This is a genomic window from Chitinophaga sp. XS-30 (assembly GCF_008086345.1).
Taxonomy (GTDB): Bacteria; Bacteroidota; Bacteroidia; order Chitinophagales; family Chitinophagaceae; genus Chitinophaga.
Genome location: NZ_CP043006.1, coordinates 6,095,836 through 6,118,712, shown reverse-complemented (window position 1 = coordinate 6,118,712; position 22,877 = coordinate 6,095,836). Strand labels below are relative to the sequence as shown.

At 53.3% G+C, this 22,877-nt stretch carries 12 protein-coding genes; 1 reads left to right on the top strand and 11 read right to left on the bottom strand.

Annotation, left to right across the window (positions count from 1 at the left end):
* Nucleotides 1–66: 66 nt before the first annotated feature.
* From FW415_RS24620 to FW415_RS24580, 9 genes are all read right to left on the bottom strand, one after another.
* Nucleotides 67–2,346 (bottom strand): FAD-dependent oxidoreductase, encoded by a 2,280-nt coding sequence (locus FW415_RS24620; protein ID WP_148389734.1) that lies wholly within the window; start codon nt 2,344–2,346, stop codon nt 67–69.
* Nucleotides 2,343–5,156: a hypothetical protein gene (locus FW415_RS24615; protein WP_210420792.1), complete on the bottom strand. Its 2,814-nt coding sequence runs from the start codon at nt 5,154–5,156 to the stop codon at nt 2,343–2,345. The genes FW415_RS24620 and FW415_RS24615 overlap by 4 nt, the downstream gene beginning before the upstream one ends.
* Before the next feature lie 87 nt (nt 5,157–5,243).
* Nucleotides 5,244–6,680: an SGNH/GDSL hydrolase family protein gene (locus FW415_RS24610; RefSeq protein ID WP_168208970.1), complete on the bottom strand. Its 1,437-nt coding sequence runs from the start codon at nt 6,678–6,680 to the stop codon at nt 5,244–5,246.
* Nucleotides 6,681–6,701: 21 nt separating this feature from the next.
* Nucleotides 6,702–9,983, bottom strand: a complete 3,282-nt coding sequence (locus FW415_RS24605) for a hypothetical protein (RefSeq protein ID WP_168208969.1) — start codon at nt 9,981–9,983, stop codon at nt 6,702–6,704.
* Nucleotides 9,984–10,025: 42 nt separating this feature from the next.
* A complete protein-coding gene (locus FW415_RS24600; RefSeq protein ID WP_210420791.1) occupies nt 10,026–12,635 on the bottom strand; it encodes a glycerophosphoryl diester phosphodiesterase in 2,610 nt (869 codons plus the stop codon).
* A 1-nt stretch (nt 12,636) separates the two neighbouring features.
* Complete coding sequence (locus FW415_RS24595) at nt 12,637–14,322, bottom strand: sodium:solute symporter family protein (RefSeq protein ID WP_148389731.1); 1,686 nt, start codon at nt 14,320–14,322, stop codon at nt 12,637–12,639.
* Nucleotides 14,323–14,329: 7 nt separating this feature from the next.
* Nucleotides 14,330–15,211 carry a DUF5017 domain-containing protein gene (locus FW415_RS24590; RefSeq protein ID WP_148389730.1) on the bottom strand — a complete coding sequence of 294 codons (882 nt, stop codon included), beginning with the start codon at nt 15,209–15,211 and terminating at the stop codon, nt 14,330–14,332.
* A gap of 26 nt (nt 15,212–15,237) precedes the next feature.
* Nucleotides 15,238–16,809, bottom strand: coding sequence for a RagB/SusD family nutrient uptake outer membrane protein (locus FW415_RS24585; RefSeq protein WP_148389729.1), 1,572 nt, complete (start codon nt 16,807–16,809; stop codon nt 15,238–15,240).
* 18 nt (nt 16,810–16,827) lie between these two features.
* A complete protein-coding gene (locus FW415_RS24580) occupies nt 16,828–19,977 on the bottom strand; it encodes a TonB-dependent receptor (RefSeq protein ID WP_246858860.1) in 3,150 nt (1,049 codons plus the stop codon).
* 263 nt (nt 19,978–20,240) lie between these two features.
* Between FW415_RS24580 and FW415_RS24575 the strand changes: the two genes are divergently transcribed.
* Nucleotides 20,241–21,254 (top strand): LacI family DNA-binding transcriptional regulator, encoded by a 1,014-nt coding sequence (locus FW415_RS24575; RefSeq protein ID WP_148389728.1) that lies wholly within the window; start codon nt 20,241–20,243, stop codon nt 21,252–21,254.
* Between the two features lie 14 nt (nt 21,255–21,268).
* On the opposite strand, the gene FW415_RS24570 is transcribed toward FW415_RS24575, so the two are convergent.
* Together FW415_RS24570 and FW415_RS24565 are read right to left on the bottom strand one after the other, a co-directional pair.
* Nucleotides 21,269–22,093, bottom strand: coding sequence for a purine-nucleoside phosphorylase (locus tag FW415_RS24570; protein WP_148389727.1), 825 nt, complete (start codon nt 22,091–22,093; stop codon nt 21,269–21,271).
* A 99-nt stretch (nt 22,094–22,192) separates the two neighbouring features.
* Nucleotides 22,193–22,795: a DUF1080 domain-containing protein gene (locus FW415_RS24565; RefSeq protein WP_210420790.1), complete on the bottom strand. Its 603-nt coding sequence runs from the start codon at nt 22,793–22,795 to the stop codon at nt 22,193–22,195.
* Nucleotides 22,796–22,877 lie beyond the last annotated feature (82 nt).

Genomic DNA, 22,877 nt, shown 5'->3' with positions numbered 1-22,877 from the left:
TAAGATGGCGTACCGGAAGACCGGTGCGCCATCTGCTTTTCCAGAATTTGACAGCCCGCTTCGGGCCTATTCATAACACCTGACCGAAAACACCGCCGCCGGCACCTCCGCTGAAGGATGCTTCACTGCTATGGTGAGGCTGCCGGTGTTTATGGCCTGCTCAAAACGGATACGGTTGCAGGTTTGATGATTATCCACCGCCGATGCGATCACGTTCCCTTTATCATCTTTCACCTGGTATTCCTGCACACAGAAAGGCATGACCGTTTCAGGATGCGTCATCAATACGGATTCCATCGGGTGATCGTAATCCGTATCAAAGAAGATGTCGATTTCGCGTATGTGCTGCGGCGTGTCCCAGCGCAGGGTAAGCGCAGGGTTATTGTCCTGCCAGTCCGCCACCCAGGCATTCGGCTGCGTAGTAGGCCGGTCGGTACCGTTACGGATGTTATCAGCTTTAAACAGATCCAGGCCTTCGGGATATTTGAAATCGATGTTATGCCCTTCCGGCCGGCGTTGCGGGCACCAGAACTCGAAGGTATCCATGCCGATGTCTTCCGGCGGCGTTTGTTTGCCGTAATTGGATACCGCTTTGTTGATCGTATTGAAAACGGACAACAGGCCGGTCACCCGTTTTTCCGTACGGTGCAGCTGCACCTGCGGGTTCTTCAGGAAAGTAACGAAGGCGTAGGCAGCTTCGGGCATTTCCGCATCGAAGTTGAGCTGCAGGCAGTTCCTGCCGGGATGGACGGGTAATGTTTGCCTCGCAAGGGTAACATCCGGCGTATAATTGCCTGCTTTGCTGCTGATGCGCAATTCCACTTCCAGCGTGGTGGCTGTTGCGGCATCTGCATGAAAGGTAAGCGGGCCGATCTTTCCTTGCTGCAGCGGGATCATCTGCGCTACGGCTGCGTCCAGCGGTTTTTTCAGCGGATCGCCGGTAAATTCACGGAATACCAGTTCGCTGGATGCGGTGATGGCAGCGGATTGTACAAGGTCTTTCTCATCCCGGTGCGTGAGGCCCGGGATGTGGTGGCCGGTTTTCAGCAGGCGTTGCTGCAGGGTGTTGATCCATCCTTTGCTGATGATATCCGCAGGTTGTATTCCCTGCTCCCGGCAGATCACGGCGGCCATGGCGGCGGCCTGCGATACATGCGCGGCGGTGGCCATCACGCGGGTAGAGCCGAATGCCACATGGCTGGCGCTGATGATGCGGCCCGCCAGGAAGAGGTTGCGGATGTTGCTGCTGTACACGCAACGGTAGGGGATCTGGTAGATACCTTTGCTGTGCCATTGGTTGCATCCCGGTTTTTCGCTGAATACCCCATCCGCCGGATGCAGGTCGATGGACCAGCCACCGAATGCAATGGCATCCTCATGCTGGTGTTGCGCTACAATATCCTGCTGCCGAAGCATATAATCCCCCTCGAACCGCCGGCTTTCCCTTTTGCCGGGAATAGTGCCTACCCATTCCAGCGTAAGGTTTTCCGCTTCGGGGAAATTGCCGGAGTTCTTGATGTAATTCCATACACCATACACCACTTTCCAAAGCTCCCATTTGATCTCTTCCGTGTCATGCACCGTATCCAGCCGGCCGCCATATTCTATCCACCAGAGTTTGCAACCGAATTCACGCGCGTTGAAGCTTTTGAACTTCGGCACTTTGGTGATATCGTCCAGCGCATAAGCCGGCGGTACGAACTTTACCGGTTTGCCGGTGTCTTTGCTGTAGAAATAGAGTGAATGGCCGAGCAGTTCGCCGTATTCTCTGGAAGGTGCGAACAGTTCGCCGAACTCTTCTTTTGTTTCAGCGCCCATGCGGAAGGCGGCGCCGGAGAGAAAGCCCACTACGCCATCTCCCGAGGCGTCCATGAAGAGGGGGGCGGTTAAAGTGTATTCGGTCTGGTTCTGGCTGCAGAATGCTTTCAGGGAGCGGATGGTGTGGGCGTCTTTTTTCTCAACGGCATACACGGCCGTGTTCAGCAGCAGGGTGATGTTCGGTTCACAGGTCACCTTGTCCAGCAAAATGGTATCGAATATGAGGGGATTGCCTTCGGGGTTGCGGAAAGTGTTCTCTACCAGCAGCTCATCTACCAATCCGCCTTCCCTTGCCCAGCGGTTGTTATTGCCCATGTGCGAAGTAGCGCCAAGTATCCAGAGCCGCACTTCACTGCTGGCGTTGCCGCCCAATACCGGGCGATCCTGCACCAGCACTACTTTGAGGCCCTGCCTTGCTGCGGTAATGGCGCCGCATACGCCGGAAAGGCCGCCACCGGTGATCACGAGGTCAACATCCATGTTTTTGCCGGGGAATGATCGCTGCCCGGCCGCTTCAAACTTCATCATTGTTTATGCTTTTTTCCTAAGGTTATTGCTTTGCTTTGCGTTGTTCTTCCCTGCCTGTCGGTAACGGACAGCCGGAACCGGATATCCTCACCATCTTTCAGCGGTACTGTAAATTCATAAGGATAGGTATTGTCCGTAACCGCCGTATCTCCGTAGTGCAGCGTTGCCCGGGTTATTTTATTGTCGTCATCCTCGAGGTACATAAAAAGCCGCCTGCCATAGCCGCCGAGTTTGAACAGCATGGCATGGGCATTGCCGGTTTCCAGTTTTACATAATCACTGCTCCGGTCATCTGTCGCCGCCAGTATCTTTTGCTGGAAGGAGGATTGCGGCTGAACGTGCTCCAATGCTACCGCAGTTATGCCGTTCGCCGCTACGGTGACGGTGAAAACGCTGTCTTTCAGCGGCCCGGCGGTTCCCGCCAGGCTCCGGGCACTACTGCGCCGGGAAAACTCCACCAGCCGGGGATTGACGGTTACGGTTGCGGTAACCGGACTGGCGGACTGGTTCGTGAATGCCAGCAGCAGCTTGCCGTCTTTACGCGCGGCGATATAGTTCAGTTCAGTATTGCTGATGCGCAGCAGGCGGGATGGCATCCACAGCTGCGCGTCTTTTTCTGTATAAAAAGTTCCGGGCCGCATGCCGTACATCTTGCTTCGCAGATAGGCGTAGCCTTCTATATATTCCGCGGGAAAACTGATCGCATCACGACTGCGTGTAACCGCATCCGTTACTAGGTAGTCGATCAGCATGGAAGCCATCGGGAGGATGTGGTTGTAGTGAAAAGAGTTGACGCTTTGTTTTTTGTGCGCATGCATCGGAAAGTCGTATTTTTCATAAGCCGTCGTTCTCTCCGTATTGATATGATATCCCGGGAAGTTCCGGTACCGGCCGATCACAGCCGCTTTTGCCACGTTGATGAGAAAGGTGTCTTTCGCATAATAGCCGATGCGCAGCATCCAGGGCGCATAATTGGCCATGAAGATGGCGCGGTGGCCGGTGGCTGTGCCGGAAGATTCAGGCGTAAGACCGGTTTCAGAGAGGCGCCACGCCGGGGCTTTCTCTTCCGGAAAATACATCTGCGTATGACCTTTTGATTTCAGGTAGTTGTACATCGGCGCTTTCCCGCCTTTATTCACCGTTACCATACTATCGGGAATGCCCGGCGCCATCCAGGTGAAGAGGGTGTAGTTCCGCGCACCCTGCACGGCGGCGTTCAGGTATGCCGTATCGCCCGTCAGCTCATAGAGTTGTGACAGCGCTATCCACTTGTTCGTAAAAGTGGGCCAGAAAAAGAAGCTGCCGGAGAATGGGTCATTGAAAGCGGTTTGCGGCTGATGCACCCTTTTCTGCAGGTACACATCCGCCCTGGCTACCGCGGTACGGAGATACGACTGGTCGCCCGTAGCTTTGTAAAGGTGCATGGCACTGACCCAGTTGTTTCCCTTCTCTTTTACATCGAGGTTGCGCACCCGGCTGCTGCTATATTCCTGTTGCATCATTTGCAGGTAAAAACCATTGTCACGGCCAAATACATTGTAAAGCGCGCCCAGTTCGGACATGGGTGCAACGGGACCTTTAAGCCTGCGCGAAGGGCTTTGTATCTTCTGGGTACTGTCCAGGCTGAACAGGAATTTTTCGCGGGACAGCATGAATTCCATCAGCGGGTAGGCGCGTTTTTCGAACATCTCCGCATCGTCCTTTACCAGCGCTATTTCCAGGGGATTGAGGCTGGATACGTTCTTTACTGCACCCGGCACATCCGTGGAATAGGCACACCCCTTCAGGCTGTCGATGAACCAGGCATAGTGCGTCATCGAATAATCCACAATATTGTCCAGCGCCGTGTTCAGAGAGGCAATATCGTTCCGCCGGTAATCTTTGAACCCGAAAACGGTTTCGGCTATTTTCTGGTAGGTGTAGCTGATGCCCAAAGGTTCCGCAACCAGGAACATTGAAAATTCAAAGGTTTGCCCTTTGTTCATTTTGGACAGGTATCCGCCGGGGATGGGCGCATACACCTGCGGTTGCAATTGCTGCTGCCGGTTCAGCAACGCCACGCCGAAGCGGCTGTTCGCCAGTGTGGGCAATGGCTGGAAGGGCAGTTCCTGCGGAGCGGCCAGTACGCCTACGGTGCTGGCGCCATCGTTCACCATGGTGGTGGGCAGGGTAGCCATGAATGCGGGGGTAAGATAAGCGGCATCCGGAATGCGTTTTTCCTGCCAGATGAACGGCTGCCAGATGGCGGCCGCCTGCTCCCGCGAAAATGCCGGTGCGCCGGTGTAGCCCACGCTGTAGTAACCGGGTTGCAGCGGGGTAAAAGTATAATGTAACACCGGATAAGGTTTTGCGCCGGCAATCAGGTAGGCGGATAACCGGAAGGCAGGATCGTCCGCATACCTGAAGAAAACCGTGTCGCCCTTCGATACCGCGGAAACAGGCAGCATCTCCGTCCGTTCTCCGGCATTGAAAATGTTGGCGGTCCGCAGTTCATTCCTGCCGCGCAGTATTTTATCATCGAAACCATCACCTGCAACGGATGCATTTATTTTCTGCTGACGAAAGTCTGCTTTGCTGCTATCGGTTTTCCAGGTCAGCACATTGTACATAACTTTCGGAATGCCCGCCGGTTTCAGCGCCATGCCGGGATTGGCAGGGTTGCGCAGCACCACGAAGGAAGGACTGAAAGTATAGGTTTTGCCTGCGGAGGTGATGTTGACGCCCGGCACCTGTGCCTGTGCGGAAAAGGTAACGCTGCCGAGCAGTAGTAATGTGGCGAAATATCCGTTTTTCATCGTGTGTCTCATCATCAAATTTAATGTGCTTCATTGCGTACCATCCTGTACGCGCGGTTAAAAAATGCGTGGGAACATTCCCGTTTTGCGGGAACATTCCCATTATATCCTGCGTCCCCTGAGCAATATTTTGCCGAGGTAGATCACCGTGCGGTCATACTTTTCCGGATGCTGTAAAATATCTTCCTGCCGTTGTGCGCCCAGTATCTTTACCTTGTCTGCTTTCTCGGTTGACAATTGTATGGTAACGGTATGATCGCCGGGTGGCAGCGCTACCAGGTCATGTTGTCCGCGGTAGCGGTTATTGCAATAGCTGTTGAAGAGATTGAGCCAGGGCTGTTCCCCGGGCCGGAATATCCTTGTTCCCGGCAACGGGCGGGTGGACAGCGGCAGCGGCTTGCCATCCACCGTAATACCAAGTTGTCCCGCTTCCGGCCCGCCGATCGTAAACAGGCCGAATGCTGTGCCGTTGAACCGGAAGGTGAAGGAGGCGCCGGGGGCGGAGGCTTCCATGATGTAAGGGAACCAGGCGGCAAATTGTTGCCTGGTCGCGGTTTTCTGCCAGCCTTCGCTGAATTGCGCCAGCTCAAGCGGGGCATACATTCCGGCATCTTCCCAGTTATCCGGGAACAGCGGGGCGGGTATGGCATGGCGCAGGGGTGTGTTCAGTTTTTTCATCTGCTGCATTCCACGCGCTATGGCCGCCGCGTAAAGATTGCCACCGGCCGGCAGCGGGTGAATGCCGTCCCGGGAAAAAATGATCTTGCCCGGTACATCGCCGTTGTGCTTCCAGTGCAGCTCGCCGGATTTCTCCAGCATGGCGGCTTCCATACCAAGATGAATGGAAGGGATGCCATAATGCGCTGCCACTTTTTCCAGTCCGGCTATATTTTCCGGAACATCGCCTTCCGCATATATTTTCGTTTGTCCGTTACTGATGGTATAGATCAGGCAGATATCGATCTCCGGGTCAAATTGCCGGATCTGCCGGATGATGCCTTCCATGCCGGGAGCATAAGCCCCGTTCACCGCAAATTCAACGAATATCAGGTCCGGATGGTATTGCAGCAGCTGGTCATGAAGCCGGCAGGCGCCAAGATCGGTGCCCGTGCCGGAAACGCCTGCGTTGAGTGCCTTCAGCGTTACGCCGGGGAACATGGACTGGAGGTATTTTGCCGTTTGCGGCCGGTAGCATGCCGAGCCTTGTGTGATGCTGCCGCCAATGAATCCCGCGGTGACCGTTTTCCCGTTCAGCGCTTTGTGAAAGAAGTTGGGCAATCCTTTTCTGACGTTGCACTCCCGTTCATCCCGGAAGCTGCCGGTAGTTACCAGCGGCACATTCGCCGTATGAACATCAAAGTACAAAGGCGATGCGCCCGCCTGCGAAGCTGCGATCAACTCCTCGGCGGTTTGCGCGTGTGCGGCATGCATACACAGGAGGGCTGGAAGGAGAGAGAGACAGGTCCTTTTCAGGAACCCGGCTGCATATCCCTTATCTGGCCGCCGTTGCGTCGCACTCTTCAGCTGTTGTCGGTTCATGGAACGAATATTGATGTTCATCTATAATGTTAGGGAGCCGCTGAAAGTCCTGCCGCTCCTTGTTTTTATCTGTATGCTGATCTCTGCGTCCTCCCTCATATCCAGCGGGTGATAAGACCATTCATAGGGATAGGTATCCCTGATCTCCTCGGTATGCTGAATGGTCACCGATGCCGTTGCGCCTTCCGAATCTATGGCTTCGAAGTAGCCGTACACGGAATCCCATCCGAACGGTGAACGTATCCGGAAAGCATGGAATTTGCCGATGCCCGGCCCGAAGTCGATCTCCTGCATGCCTTTTTTCAAGAGCGGTATCCTTTTTACGGCATGTTTGCCGGACAGGGGAAATGCGATGGCAGCAAACCCTTTCGGTTCCAGCGTAATGCTTCTGCCGCTGGCCATTTTTCCGGGATAGCGGATGCCGCTGTCTTTTGCCTGCACTTCCTCACTCCAGGTAATGCTGCAGCTTTGTTCATCTGCTGCCTCATTCATCAGGATGATCCAGAACTGCCTGCCGGATATGGCTGTCACATAATTCACAACAGGGTTATCGACGTTGATCAATCCTTTTTTCATCCAGAGGCTTACGTCCCGGTCATCAAATATTTCTCCTTTCCCGCCGCCGTAGATGCGGTTGTTGAACCACACGAAGCCATCCTGTTTGCTGTAGGGGAAATATATTTTTCCGCCGGACCGCTGTATGACGGAACTGAATAAAAAATCCAGCGTGAAAGCCAGATGCGGCGGAATATGGTGATAGTAGATAGAACTGACATCCGGCCCTTTGTAGGGGAAATCCGGCTGCATGGGAATGTCGGTGAAACCGGTGCTGTAATATCCCGGATAGTTGCTGAACCGCCCGATCACGGCATTGCGCGCATAGGTTTCAAATATTTTGCCGTGAGCCGTTTTGGAGAGGCGCAGCAGGTGAGGGGCCCAGCTGCTCATAAACACCGGGCGCACCAGCTTGCCCGGATCGAAATAAGTGAAAGGCTGCTCAAAGCCCAGTCCCACTGGTGATACAAGATGTTGCGGCACCTGCTTTTCCGGGGCGTCACCCTTCTTCCTCGGAAATCCCAGCCGGTATTTTTCGCCGCCTTTCCACCAGAACCTGGTGTTGCCATTGTAAACATTTCCCGGATGTATGGTCTGCATGGTATCTTCCACCATAGGATAGGAGCGTACTCCGGCCAGTGTATGGAATGCGGCCGATTCCGCTGCTTTGAGATAGCTGCTGTCTCCCGTTGCATCGTACAGGTCCGGCAGGTCCCACCAGTTGGCATAAAAAGAAGTATTGTAGAAAGGTTGTTTGCCCAGCATACCCGTGTGCGTACCATAAACGTCCCGTGCCAGAAATGTATCGGCGTTTTTGCGGGCGGCATTCAGCCATTGCCGGTCTTTCGTCAACCGGTAAGCCGCCAGCTCCTGCGCCCATACCGGAACGTTCACGGAGTATCCTTTGGCGGTCCTGACAGCATTTTGCGGCAGGGCAACAGCTTTCAGCCAGGGATTGGCTTCCTGCAGCAACTGGTGCAAGCCCTCATAATATGCCGTAGTGAATTGTGAATGGAATGCGCTGAGCCGCAATGATCTTTTATCCTTGTTGAACAAGGTACCGGCAATGCCGTTCGCCCAGCGGAAACCGCTGCGGGACAAAGTATATTCAATCGTAGGCAGGGCTCTGTTGATGTACAGCGCTTCATCCCGGCCTATTACGGCTGCGGAGATCACGGCAAGCGGGGCGGATTGCACAACGGTGGGGCGGATCTTCGGATCTGCTTCGATATCGTAAAATCCCTTCAGCTCCGGCGCCCAGCCGGCCGCCGTATCATTCCGCATCAGGTCGATGATGTTGAATGCCGCTTCCGTTAAGGACACTGTTTCCTGCTTCCGGTAGTCCCTCACCCTGAAAATGCTGTCCGAAAGATAGGTGAACGCATCCTGCCAGGGCATTGCCATGGCCCCGATGATAAAGGAACGTTGCAGCACCTGCCCCGCAACTATCTTCGAATCCTCCAGCCCGGGAACCGGTGAAAAGGCCACCGGCTGCACCGCATTTTTCTCGTCCCTGATGGAGAAGCCTGCACGGGAGGTGAATGACTGTGCCCAGTCCAGCGGATAAACAGATGGCGCGGCTGCAATGAATGCGGACAGCTCGCTGTTTTCCATGATCGCCAGTGGCTGCGGCATCATGGCGGAGGGGATCATGAGCGGCCCTTCCGGCAGCCGCTGGTATTGCTGCATGGGCGGCACCAGTATATGGGCTGCATCCGATGGATTGATGCCTTGCAATGCTTTCACCACGAAGCTGTAGTATCCGCTTTGCGCAGGCGTGTATTGCAGGCTCAGCTGCAGGTGCTGCGTACCGGGCAATAACTGCCAGATGCCTTCAACAACCTGCCCGTCTTCCGTCCGGTAGTCTGCTGAGAGGGAATGGTTATTGATTTGTTTTACAGTGGTTACGGTGCAGGATTGCAGCTTCCCGGCAAGAAAGGGATTCAGCAGCTGCGTGGGTTCCTGTATATGATATGTTTTGCCTTTGCTGGTGAAACTGCCGGCTGCCAGCGATCCTTTCCAGGAAGGATAGAAGCTGCCGAAACTGATCTGCGGATCATCCGCGCTTAGCAGGAAAATACGGTTGGCTTCACGTCCCGCATCGGGAGTGATCCATTTACCGTTTTTCCGGATATGCATGACTGCGGCGATCTTTTTATCTGCCGCAGCAACGAATTGCAGCCTTATGTTATCATTGCTGACGGCGGCGATCACGGGAGCATCTTTCGGAATGATGCGGTCAGGGACCACCGGCGGGGCGGATGAAATTGTTTCTTTGCTGATGATCGTTGCTTCTGGGGCTTTGAAGCCGGCCGTATTGGGATCGGTGTTTGTGCTGGTCAGCAGCACGGCGTCACAGCGCCCGAAATTGCTGCGGGTATCTTTAAGGCGCAATACGTTTTCGCCGGCTTCCAGTGTTGCGGTGCCTGCCTTTTCCCAATAGTAGCCGTTTTTGCCATGTTGACCGGATTCCCGTGCCATCGCCTGCCCGTTCACATACAGCCGGAACAACCTTGTGCCGGGTCTGTTATCCGGATAATCAGGCGTGCGCACCCATACTGCGTAGGTACCTGGTTTTTTGATGTCGATCACGGTCAGCGCATCCGCCGCCGGCACTTTGCCGGAGAATACACGGAGGATGGTATGCCCCTCTGCCCGTTCTTCCTGCCAGCCGCCTTTGAACTGGAAATCCTCTGCCTCCACAAGAAAGGTATCCTGGGCATGCGCCGTTGCACAGCCCAGCAGCATCAAAAAAGTATATGGTATATGTTTGTTTATTATCCGCATGATCTAGTTATAGGTGACTGCTATCACTGCGATGCCATATGGTGCCAGTGATAACGGGATCGTGTACACGTCATGAAGTTTTTTTCTTTCTCCGTTCACGGTGATCAGCGATGCATCGACGGGGTGAAGGGAGCGTTTGCCGTCAGCTGTTTTCAGTGTGGTGCGCTGTGCGTTACCGTCCTGCAGGGAGAGTTTGCTGTAATCCACCTGCAACCTGGTATGAAGTTGTTCATCATCATTATTCAGCAGGATGAAAAACAGTTGCTTTTCTTTCCGGTTGATGGCGCAGTAATAGTCCAGGTAAGGACTGCCGGTATGAAGCAGGCCTTCTTTCAGCAACAGGTCTGCCGGAGTGCCGTACACCTCGCCCGGTGCAAAGCCGTAAGACTGGTGCGGCCCAACTTTCGGGGTAATGAAACCGCGGGGGAATGTCACCCTTCCGCCGGAGCGCATGCCGGCTTCGGCCAGCAGGTAATCCGTGATCCACCCGATCTGCCACCAGGCATGATGCGGGTAGGGGCCAGCGCCTTTATTCATCACATCCCAGTAATACGAAGCCACGCTCGTCTGCGGGTCTACAAATGCATCCCGGCCCAAGGCTCCGGCCCTCGCCATGTTCAGAAAAAGTGAATCGCCGGTCAGGGCAAACATCCGCACGAACATCCCGGCATGGCTTGCCAGCAGGATCGGGCCGCGGTAGTTGGCTGACCCCAGGCTACCGCCGTGCTCAAAGCTCAGGCCTGCCTGGCTGATCTCCCAATCCTGCCGCCGGGCCCCGTTCACGGTTTTGATGGCGGTACCGGGGATGGGATGGGTGTAGATGGAGGTGGTGTATAATCTTGCCACGGCTGTTGCCGCGTTGCGATAACGTGCTGTTTTTGTGATGTCGTATAACTCCAGCAGCGCCTGTGCGCTCTGGGCTGTGGCAAAGTCCGGCGCAAAACGGGTATCTCCGCAAACGCCCAGGAAACGGCCTTTCTCCACCGCATTTTCGATATACCAGTCAGCGCCCTTGCGTGCTGCATCCAGGTATTTTTTGTCCCCCAGTATCCGGTAGGCGATCACCAGGCCGTAGAAAGTCGGCCGCAGGTCTTCCACTTCGGTAAACATCGGCTGCCGTGTGGCCTGATCGTATGCTACCTGCCAGCGGCCATTCCTGTCCATCCACGACAGCAATTTATCCGCTGCTTTCTGCAGGGTATTCCGCAGCACCGTATCGCCCGGTTCAAACAGCAGGATATTACCGGCATCCATCAGCATGTAATAGGTCAGCCCTATCGGCTCGACATATGGTCCCCATTCCTCGGTGAACCGTTTGCTTTTGGAGAGGTAATATTGTCCCGCTGCGGCGCCGTAAAAGAAGCCCGGCTGCTCCTCCTGCTGCTGCAGCTTGAAGTTGCGGGCATAAGGCAGCCTTGTTTGCTTCAGTACTGAATCCTGCATGATATTGGCGAGCATCCACATGGCGCCGTAGTCGGAATTTTTCATGGCATCTTTGGCGGAGCCATATACACCGCCCAGATAGGCCTGCGCGCCGATGCGGAGGCCGTTGTAATCTTCCGTCCGCCACATGGACGTTTTATCATCGGTCACATAGCGGTGCATGGCCAGTATCCGGTCTGTCAGCGATTGCGCGGTTTGCTTCAGCGCCAGGAAATCCGGGAAGCGGTAGATATCGTTCACCGCATGTTTGTACACGGTGTACCAATCCCGCTGCTGAATGGAATAACGGAAGGAGAAGGAAACGGTGTCCCCTGCCTGCAGGAATGATCCTTTCTGTCCCAGCACCGGATGATAGGCCGTAGGCGTCAGCATGGCTTTCCGGTTCATGAGAGACAGGCCCAGGCGCCAGGGAGTGCGGGTTTTCGCATCTGATGCCCAGGGGTCCTGCCCTGTACCGGGGTCAGGGATCACCGCGAGGGTGACCTTGTTCTTCATTTCCATGTAGGGAGAAAGCGTGGCAGCCGTCCGTTCCCTGACCAGTACCGGTTTGTCAGGAATGCCCTGCATATAGGCAAAGGACCGGATCAGATCCTTTTCGATCATATTGCTTTGAAAGTGGCCGGGAATACCTGCCCATTGCAATTCTTCGGGCGTAGCCGCAGCGATGGTAGGCGTGGCAATGGAAAAGTATCCGGCCTGTTTCGCCCGCAGGCTGATAATTACCCGAACATCCGATGCATACACCGGGTCTATGCTCCAGGTGGTGGTCACCATAGCCGTGTTCAGCTCTTTTGTGAATACCAGCGCGTTATCTTTTCCCGAAACCGCTCCGGCGGGATAAAAATGCAGGGCTTCTCCCGCCGTATTGAGCTGTACCGGTTGCGTGATCTCCTGCCAGAGGGGAACGATGTAGTGGTATTGCTTTCCCGGGAAGTGTGCGTATTCCTTCGCGGGCGTGGAGTCCGGTTTTTCCCTGGCATACAGCAAGGTATATTCACCACTGGGCTTGCGCAGCTTCGTGCGGCCGGCGGTGACGTTATGCAGCTGCCAGCCGCTTTCTTTTTTGATCCAGCTGAGCTTCAGCGCGCTGCTTTCCAGCGAAACATATTGCTGTGCAACTGCTGTTTGTGCAAAAAGCCATAGCCCTATCAGCCCCGTACATTTCTTCATATCAGTCCAATTTTACCTTCCTCGCGGCGCGCAACGGAATGAGTGATGATAACAGGATGATGGTGGCAATGGAGGCCACCAGTACCACGCTTCCCGCGGAGAAGAAGCACAGTACGTACAGCAGTACGGCAATGAAGGAAAGGGAGAATGCGATCACGTTCAGTCCGAACCTGTTCTGCTTCCTGATCTCCCGTGCTTCTTCCGCGCTGATGATCACCGGTGATGCTTTCCTCGTTGCCCGGCGCTGCTGCAGCTCCGTATATTCATTGCTGATGGTGCCTTTGTAAGCGGCGTATAGTTCATATAAAGCCAGCATGAGGAAGGGTAATCCCACACCCAGCAGCATTTCTTCACCGCGATTTAACCTGAAGCCCGATGTGAACGGCAGAATGATCTTGAACACCAGGTTCATGGCCAGGCTGATCACGGTAACATACAAGGTGACCCTGCCCGTCAGCCGTTTGGAGAACAAGGCCCAGATGGGAGGGGCCAGCAACGGGCCGCCGGTGATGGCGCCGATGCTCAGGGTAAATTCCACGATGCCGCCGATGTACGGTACTACCAGCGCAATGGCGATCATCCCCAGTCCGAAGAACCAGGACGATACCCTGGCTACCAGCATCAGTTTTTTATCGGAAGCGCCGGGATTGATGCTGCCTTTGTAAATGTCATTGGTGAATACGGCGGACACTACGTTCAGCGCTGTATTGGCCGAGGCCGAGGTGGAGAAGTACATGCCGGTGAGGATCAGCCCCATCAGGCCCGCCGGCAGTACGTGCTGGCAGATCATCAGGTAGGCGTTCTCCGTGTCCAGGCCGGAAAGCCCGGGATTAATGGTCTTGTACACCATCGGCGGCAGCATCCACAGTACCGGGCTGATGATATACAATCCGGCAAAGAGATAGGCTACTTTCGATGCCGACTTCGGTGTATCCACACTGGTGTACCGTTGTACGAACGTCCAGTTGCCGCCGATGTAAAAAATATGGTACAGGGCAAACGCGATCATGAAGCCCCAGGTGTATTCGCCGTTCACCACATCAAAGAACCCTTCGGGCGAGAAATGCAGGAACTGCTGCACGCCGCCCGCGGCATCGAAGGCCAGCGGGATAAGGATGAGCACAGCGGCGGTGAGGATCGCGAATTGCAGGATGTCCGTCACCATTACGGCCCATAACCCGCCCACAGCCGTGTAGGCGATCATGAACAGGCCAAGCACCACCGTGCTGGGCATCAGCGGGAAACCGAGAGAGGAGCTGACCAGGCGGGCGACGGAATATAATACCGAGCCCTTGATCAGCAGGGATACCAGCATGAAAATGTAGATATAGCTTTTCTGCACCCTGTCCCCAAGGCGTTCCCGGATAAATTCAGCGGCTGTCAGGTTGCCGGTGGCCTTCCATCTGGGCGCCAGGTAGAGTCCGGTTATCAGCCCGCCGATGCACATGGTCCATTGAATAGTGATGGCTACCCAGCCGTATTTGTAGGCAATGGAACCCCAGGCTACGAAGGTACCGGCGGAGAAAAAACTCATGAAGAGGGACAGCCCTCCAATGAACCAGGGTACCGCTTCACCGGCGGCGAAAAAGGATTTCAGGTTCCGCCCCGTGCGGGAGAAAGAAAACCCTACCAGCATAATAAATACCGAAAACACAACAATAACCGACGTATCAATGACAGCGTTCATGAATATCCTAGTTCGTGATCGTTAAAGTAATTTCTTTCAAAACCCGTTTCTCGCCGTTATAGCGGACGGAGGAAGCGTCAAATACCACTTTATAGGTGCCGGGTTCTTTATATACATGTTTATGTTCTGACAGCAGGGTGCTGATATTCTTCAATGCAGTGCCTGCATCGGGCTTAACGGAATAGGGATCGAATCCTTTGGAGAATACCCAGTCTTCGTTATCATCCGCGGTGGATGAGCTGCTCGGCATCAGCAGTTGTGCGGAGGTGATGCTCCAGACAAAGCTCTCGTTCCTGAAGTTCACGGCCTGCCAGCCTGCGGTGGACATTACGGCCAGCGGCGTTACCAAACTGTCCGGCGAGATATTTTCCGCCGTAAAAGTACGGATCACCCATCTGTTCTGCCCGCCTGGTTTTTTATAGTCCGTATAACGGAAAGCAATATACGTCAGATGCCCTTCCTGCGTATAGTCTTTCAGGTTAATAGTACCTGAAGGTACACGGTCCGCACCGGTGGAAAATGTTGCCAGATGGGATATGTCCGTCCAGGTGGCGGCTTTGATGGCATTGCTGTCCGCCAGACCGCTGAAGTCGCTGGACACCATGAGTTGCAGGTTCTGCCGGATGACACCGTATGACACAAAGCTGGAGAAATTGATCACCAGTTCGTTTGGCATGGAGGTGCGGTCCCTGAACTCGTATTGCTGACCAGGTTCACCGGAATAGAACGTAAGGTTATCAGGATTGCCACTGATCCGGAAAGTGACGGTGTCGCCGGTTTTGTAAGTCAGTGATGGCGTGGACACTTCAAAGTCCGGCGTGGTCACTTTCTCTTTGGTACAGGCCGCGACGGTGATAAAGAAGATCGGTATAAATAATGCTTTTCGCATGACAGTGTATTTTTTGTAATTGGATACTACCAGTTAGGGTTTTGGTTGATGAGACGGTTCACCGTTAATTCTGTTGTAGGGATGGGCAACAGCACATTCCTGTCCGTAGTGTTCTTTGCTGCGTTGGCGGCGTATTTGTAGCCGGAAGGAGCAGTAGCGGCGATATCGTCAACAAGGGATTTCATATTGGAGATGAAAATGCCCCAGCGGATCAGGTCGTGTTTGCGCATGCCTTCAAAGCAAAGCTCACGTGCCCGCTCATCCTGTATGGCAGCAAAAAAATCAGTCTTGCCCAGGCCGGGTTCCAGATCAACAGCAGGGTCCGGTGTGTTTACCGGTTTGCCGTAACCCCTTCTTCTTACCATGTTGAGGGCTTCGTAGGCTTCGGGCGTAGGTACGCCGCGCACTTCGTTTTCCGCTTCTGCTTTCATCAACAGGACATCTGCATAACGGATCACGGGGAAATTGGTGGAGTTGTACACGCGGTTCTTTGGAGAAGTGGTTTCATATTCACGGCGCCATTTGCCGGCAGTACGTTCATAGATCTGTGCAGGCGTATAGAATGATTTGTTCGTTACGCCGTTGGAGACAACATACTTGTAAGGAGCAATAGCCCAGTCACGGCGAAGGTCTTCTTCCTCAAAGAGATTGAACAGCCTTGCAGTCGGATGCAGTGCACCTCCGGAGTAGCCGATGTTATCATCCGGGCATTCCAGTCCGTTTTCAATACCCACAGCACCAGCCAGTTGAATATTACCCTGCTGGTCACCATACATACCTATTTCCCACAGGCATTCCTGGAGGTCATAGCGGTTCTGGGAATGATTGATGAATATCTGTTTGTAATCCGGTTGCAGGGAGTGTTTGTTGGAAGTGATCACTTTATTCGCATAGGCCAGCGCATCTTCATATTTTGATACATCTTTTAGCGGCTCACCGGCCATTTTCAGGAAAACCCTTGCCAGGATGGCTTGTACAGCCGTTTTGCTGATGCGTTCATTATTCGTATAGCCGTCAATGTCGTTCACCAGTAATTCCGCCTGTTGCATGTGAGACACGATGGTGTCATAGATCGTAGCAATGGGTGCTCCGGGCAGATAGCCATCTGTAGGGGACTTGGTAGAAACGAGCTTCAGCGGTACGCTCCCGAAATTGTCCACCAGGATGTAATAATAATAGGCGCGCAGGAAGAGGGCCTCGCCTTTGATGGCATTCCGTTTTGTTTCATCCATCGCCGGCTTGTTCACATTTTCCAGTAACAGGTTGGCCCTGTCTATCCCCTGGTAGGTTACTTCCCAGAGCTTGCCTACATCCAGCTGGCCTGCATCAAAATCCATTACCTTCAGGTGGTTAATGGTGATGTTTTTGTAAAAGAACTCGTCGCTGATAGCGAGGTAGCTGTAAAGCCCACGGGAATACATCCTTCCCCAATTATCGATCAGCCTGTTATACACACCGTTCAATGCACGGTGGAGGTCTGCTTCTGTTTTATAATAATTATCCGGTGTTACAAAATCTTCCGGTTTGGTTTCCAGGAACTTGCTGCAGGAACTGAACATGCAGCCGGCCAGGAGAAGTATAGTGATCAAACGTTTCATCGTTTTGCATTTTTATCGTTAAAAAGAAACATCCAGTCCAACAGTAATGGTGCGCGCTTTAGGATAGGCAGACCAGTCAAAACCCGGTGTTAATGCACTGTGGCGGACAGATACTTCCGGGTCTATACCGGTATAGTTCGTCCATGTAATAAGGTTCTGTGCGGAAGAATAAACCCGCAGCGACTTAATGCCGGCTCTTTTTGTAAGATTCGCAGGCAACGTATAACCCAGCGCCACCGTTTTCAGCCGCAGGTAAGAACCGTCTTCTATTGTACGGGAAGAATATACCAGCGGCCCCTGTCCCCCTATCTTGTACAGGGAATTGGTCTGGTTCTCCGGCGTCCAGCGGTTTTCAACTGATTTGAACATATTCAGATAGCTGCGCACCACATCGCCGCCTTCAAATTCTATGCGGTTGGCGTTCAGGATGTCGTTACCATAGCTCCACTGGAAGAAAACATTCAGGTCGAAATTGCGATAGGTGAAGTTGTTGGAGAAGCCGCCGATGTGCACAGGGTTTGGATCTCCGATGATGGTGAGATCGTTGTTGTTCACCTGTCCGTCCTGGTTAATGTCTTTGTATTTGATATGGCCGGGTTGCATATTGGCGCGCGGAGAGCCGTTGTTCGGCACATTTTCTTTCAGCACGTAGGAGCCGTTTGCCAATTGGTCGAAGTCGTCATATTGATAGATGCCATCAAACAGGAAGCCGTAGAACAGCGCAATAGGATGCCCCGGTATAGCGATATAAGGATATGCGTTGTTGAAGTTGCCCCAGGTGATACGGGACGCATAACTTGGTTCATCTTCATTTAATTGCAACACGCGGTTGCGGTTAAAGGCGATGTTGAAGTTGGTAGACCATGAAAAGTTTCTTCGTTTAATGTTCACCGTGTTCAATGTAAATTCAAGCCCTTCGTTTGATACGCGCCCTACGTTCCGGTATCCGCTGAGGTATCCGGAAGACGGCGCCAGTGTGGCTTGCAGCAGCAGATCGCGGGTATTCTTTTTATAGTAATCTGTTGTAAGCGTGATGCGGTCGTTCAGGAAACCGAGATCCAGACCGATACCTGTTTGCCCTGTTGTCTCCCATCTCAGATGTGTGTCGCCGAGGTTATTGGGAATGATGCCCTGAACGGGAGATTCCCCGAAGCTGTAACCGGAGTAAGGGAATATCTGCAATGCGGAAAGGTATGCAAAGTCAGATACGCGGTTGTTCCCTGTTAAGCCGTATCCCACGCGTATTTTAGCATCTGAGAGAAAGCGGATGTTCTTCATGAACGATTCATCGCTCAGCCGCCATGCAAATGCGCCGGAGGGGAAGTAAGCCCATTTGGCATTGGTGGGGAATTTGGAGGAGCCATCCGCACGGAAGGAAACGGTGAGCAGGTAACGGGATTTGTAGCCATAGTTCACACGGCCCAGGAAAGACATTAGTGCATTGGTGGACTTTGATGTGGGCGCGGTAGTGATCAATCCTTCATCCAGCCCGCTGATGCCGAGGGATTCATTCGGTATATGTGAAGCGCTGAAGCCGTAGCTGTGTGAGGACACTTGTTGCAGCGACATACCACCCACCACGTTCAGGTTATGCACCTTATTGAAATTGCGTGCGTAGGTGAGCGTGTTCTCATTCAGCCAGTTCACCGTTTCGGCATTGCTGATAGAGCCATTCACACCAAGTGTTCCGCTTTTTGGATTGCCGGAGCGGGTATTTGAGTTGTTGAATTTTTCGCGGCGTATGGCCGTTTTAGTGAGGCCACCGGTTACTCTCAGTGTAAAGTATTTTGCCGGTTTGTATTCAAGGTAAGCGTTGGAAATGAGCGTATTGTTAAAGACCGGGTTGTATTCATTCCTGTTGGAGATAACCGGGTTGATGCGGTATTCATTGAGCGGGTCCACATCCGGGTCAAACGGCTCATCGATGATATTGATGTCATTGAGCGAATCACCGGTTACCGGGCGGTAGCCCCATACGCTGTACATCAGGCTGGCCGTTGGGCCGGATGCTCTGCCATCTGATGTTGAATTGGAGATGGTGCCGTGCCTTTTGGTGGATGTATAATTGATATTGATACCCACTTTGAATTTGCCGCTGATGGTCTGATCCAGCGAAACTCTTCCCTGGTAACGTTTATAGCCGCTGTTGATAATGATACCATCCTGCCCCAGGAGGGAGCCGGAAACGGAATATCGTGTCTTGTCATTACCGCCTCTTACGGAAATGTTGTGATTATGCATAAAGGCATCGCGGAACACCATATCCTGCCAGTTGATGCCCTTCACGTTCCGGTAATCTTCCAGTGTTTTGCCGTTATCGAGATATACAGATCCGTAGAATGTAGGGTTTTGCTCCAGCTGGTATTTCACAAATTCATAAGGGTCCAGCATCTCCTGTTGTTTGATGTTTTGCTGGACGCCGGCCCAGGCCTGGTAGCTCACTACCGGCGCACCGGTTTTTCCTTTTTTGGTGGTGATCATGATCACGCCATTGGCGCCTCTGGCGCCATAGATCGCCGTTGCGGAAGCATCTTTCAGCACTTCGATGGATGCAATGTCCGCCGGATTGATGATGTCGTTGGATGGATTTTCCATCGGAAAGCCATCGATCACGTAGAGCGGGGAATTGTCCTGCGTAACGGAGTTGTTGCCCCGCAGCACGATATTCAGGCCGGAGCCGGGCTGTCCGTCCACCGAAGAAACCTGCAGTCCCGCCACGCGGCCCGCCAGCGCCTGTTCAAAGGAAGCCACAGGCGCTTTTTCCATGTCTTCTATTTTTACCTCGCCTACGGCGCCGGTCAGGTCCCGCCTTTTGACGGTGCCGTAGCCGATCACCACTACATCGTTCAGCCCCTGCACCGCCGCTTCCATCCGCAGGTTGTAGATGGTCGTGGTGGCGTTGAGCTTTACTTCCCTGTTGTGGAAGCCCACGTAGGAGAACACCAGCACGGCGGTGGCCGGGTCTTCTACGCGGATGGAATAAATGCCTTCTTCATTGGTGGTGGTTTTTGTTGTTTTGCCTTTCAATACTACGTTCACACCTTCCAGTGGAGCGTTATCGGGGTCCGTGACCTTCCCCGTGACTGTTTTGGCATTGTCGGCAACCTGTGCCATGGTGTGCAACGTCCCGGACAGGACGAATAGCAGCATTAGAAATCTTACTGTCATACAACCAGCTCTTTTAAAAGTTTAAGATGCGCAGAGAAGCTTTGTGAAATGGGATAAGTGGAAACGGCAAAGAAATGCCAATGGTCAGCAACAGCTTTTTCATACGTGTGAATTTAAGATTGTAACCCAAGTTTATAATTAACAGTTGTTCGGGGGATAAAAAAATCCCTGTTTCCACGTTGGGAACATTCCCAATTTGTGGGAATGTTCCCATGAAAGGAATTATTTCGTTTCTTTACGGAACGGCAAAAATGCAGCACACGATGAAAAGACACCAGGTAACGATCATTGATATAGCGAAGGAGCTGAACCTCTCGAAATCCACTGTTTCCAGGGCATTGACAGGCCATCCCAGCGTAAACCCGGATACCCGGCAGGCCGTGCTGGAGCTGGCGGAGAAGCTGGATTATCAGCGAAACATGCTGGCTATCAGCCTGATCACGAAGAAAACGAATACTATCGGCATTATCGTGCCCGAGTTCTACAGTTCTTTTTTCCCGAACGTGATCATGGGGGCGCAGGAAGTGGCGGGGCAGGCCGGTTACAATACGGTCATCTGCCAGTGCAATGAAAGTTATGAAACGGAAGTGGCGAATACCAAAGTGATGCTGGCTAACCAGGTGGACGGTATCCTGGTATCCATTACCAAGGAAACGCGCAATTTCGATCATCTGAAGATCTTCCAGCGGAAGGGGATCCCCATTGTTTTTTTCAACAGGGTATGTGATGATATGGATGTGCCAAAGGTGATCGTGGATGATTACGATGGCGCCTACCGTGCCGTGAATTACCTGCTGGAACGGGGGAGGAAAAGGATCGCCCACCTGGCGGGGCCGGCCTCACTCAAGATCAGTGAACGAAGGCTCAGCGGGTATAAGGCTGCGCTTAAACGGAACAATATGGATGTGGATGAGGAGCTGATCATCTCCTATGATCTGAATGTGGACAAAGTGAAGATCTACGTGAATCACCTGTTGAACCTGGAACACCCGCCGGATGCCATTTTTGCGGTGAACGACCCTACGGCGATAGAGGCGATCCAGGTGATCAAGAAGCGCGGTTTGCGGGTGCCGGACGATATTGCGGTGGTGGGCTTCAGCAATGATTTTGCATCCGGACTGATAGAACCATCGCTGACCACGGTATCGCAGCCCGTCCGGGAAATCGGCCGCACAGCTGCGCAGCTGCTGATAGAACAGATCGCGCGTGATGTGGCGGATTGGAAAACGATCATCAGGGTACTGAAGACCGAACTGATCATCCGTAAATCCAGTTAAACAAGTCCTGCCGCTCAGGTCATTTCCGCGATCACTTCCGCGAATATCCCGCTTAATACTTTATCTGCCTTACCGGCCACGGCAATGATCTCTTCAATGGCCACGGGCGCCAGGTTGTCCGGATCGCATTCATCCGTGACCACGGAAACGGCCGCGCAGGGCAGTCCCGCCTGGTTGGCCACGATCACTTCCGGTACGGTGCTCATGCCCACAACGTCTCCGCCGATCATGCGCAGGAAGCGGTATTCCGCCCGGGTTTCAAGGTTAGGGCCGGTCACGGCAACGTATGTGCCTTTATGCATGGAATGCCCGGCGGCAGTAGCGGCGATCTGCAGTTTTTCGGAAAGCTGCGGATCATAAGGTCTGCTCATATCGGGGAAACGCGGTCCGAATTCAGGATGGTGAAGACCGCGCAGCGGGTTCTCCGGTTGCAGGTTGATGTGATCGTCCAGCAATACGAGGTCGCCTTTTTTGAAAGCGGGGTTCATGCCTCCGGCGGCATTGCTCAGCAGCAGCTGCTGTACGCCCAGGGCTTTCATTACCCTGATGGGGAAAGTGATCTGCTCCATGGAATACCCTTCGTAATAATGGAACCGCCCCTGCATGGCGATCACCGATGTTCTGCCGATGTGGCCGAAGATCAGCTGCCCTTTGTGGAATTCCACCGTGGATACCGGAAAATGCGGGATGTCCTTGTACGATACGCTCTGTTGGATAGCTATTTTTTTGATCAGTTCGCCGAGGCCGGTGCCTAATACAACACCGGTGGTAGGGGCTTCAAAGCCCTGTTGTTGCAGGAACCGGGTGGTTTCCCTGATCTGTTCTGGTAGTGAAGTCATGCTGCAATATTGATGAAAAAGTAAAATGATGGGGCAGCACATCGCATCAATGCGGTTCAGTCCCCATCATTTGTTCAGGAGCGGCTTTTTAGCCACCGTTTATAATGTTCTTACTTTGATATTCTTCCAGCGTACTTTAATGCCGCCGCCGGAATGGATCTGCAGGGCTATCTGTCCGTCTTTTGCGCCGATCTTCTCATCGCTGAGCGTGATCATCTCATGCCCGTTCAGGTAGGTGGTCACCTGGTCGCCTTTAACCACTACTTTCATGGTATTCCATTCGCCCATTTTAAGGTACTGATCTTTTTCCGGTGTTGGTTTGATCAGCCATCCGCGGCCGTAGGATTCATAGATGCCGCCGGTGTTGCTGCCCGGAGGCGCTACTTCGGCCTGCCATCCGGAGATCTTTGTGCCATCGAGGGAAGAGTGGAAGAATACGCCGCTGTTGCCGTTGGCTTCCTGTTTGAAGTCCACCGTCAGTTCAAAGTCCTTGAAGGTCTTATCGGTGGCCAGGTAGCCGTATTCTTTATCGGGACCGCTTTCACAGATCAGTTCACCTTTTTCCACATACCATTTCTCGGTGCCGTGCACTTTCCATCCGTCAAGGTTTTTGCCGTTGAAGAGTTTTTGTTGTTTCTGGGCGGATGCGGCGCCGAAGGTGAGCAGTCCCATTACTGCGAGGGTCAGAATCTTGCTTGTCATACAAAAGAAGTTTGTTTTAAGAGTTGGTAAGATAGGGATTTTAGGCTATTTGGTAAAGGGGAACAGGGCGGGATGGAGTAGG

What these genes read in the sequence shown, in the direction of transcription:
- FW415_RS24600 (WP_210420791.1), bottom strand. Translation starts at nt 12,635, where the DNA reads ATGAAGAAATGTACGGGGCTGATAGGGCTATGGCTTTTTGCACAAACA.
- FW415_RS24580 (WP_246858860.1), bottom strand. Translation starts at nt 19,977, where the DNA reads ATGACAGTAAGATTTCTAATGCTGCTATTCGTCCTGTCCGGGACGTTG.
- FW415_RS24605 (WP_168208969.1), bottom strand. Translation starts at nt 9,983, where the DNA reads ATGCTGCTGGGCTGTGCAACGGCGCATGCCCAGGATACCTTTCTTGTG.
- FW415_RS24590 (WP_148389730.1), bottom strand. Translation starts at nt 15,211, where the DNA reads ATGCGAAAAGCATTATTTATACCGATCTTCTTTATCACCGTCGCGGCC.
- FW415_RS24565 (WP_210420790.1), bottom strand. Translation starts at nt 22,795, where the DNA reads ATGACAAGCAAGATTCTGACCCTCGCAGTAATGGGACTGCTCACCTTC.
- FW415_RS24575 (WP_148389728.1), top strand. Translation starts at nt 20,241, where the DNA reads ATGAAAAGACACCAGGTAACGATCATTGATATAGCGAAGGAGCTGAAC.
- FW415_RS24585 (WP_148389729.1), bottom strand. Translation starts at nt 16,809, where the DNA reads ATGAAACGTTTGATCACTATACTTCTCCTGGCCGGCTGCATGTTCAGT.
- FW415_RS24610 (WP_168208970.1), bottom strand. Translation starts at nt 6,680, where the DNA reads ATGAACCGACAACAGCTGAAGAGTGCGACGCAACGGCGGCCAGATAAG.
- FW415_RS24615 (WP_210420792.1), bottom strand. Translation starts at nt 5,156, where the DNA reads ATGATGAGACACACGATGAAAAACGGATATTTCGCCACATTACTACTG.
- FW415_RS24620 (WP_148389734.1), bottom strand. Translation starts at nt 2,346, where the DNA reads ATGATGAAGTTTGAAGCGGCCGGGCAGCGATCATTCCCCGGCAAAAAC.
- FW415_RS24570 (WP_148389727.1), bottom strand. Translation starts at nt 22,093, where the DNA reads ATGACTTCACTACCAGAACAGATCAGGGAAACCACCCGGTTCCTGCAA.
- FW415_RS24595 (WP_148389731.1), bottom strand. Translation starts at nt 14,322, where the DNA reads ATGAACGCTGTCATTGATACGTCGGTTATTGTTGTGTTTTCGGTATTT.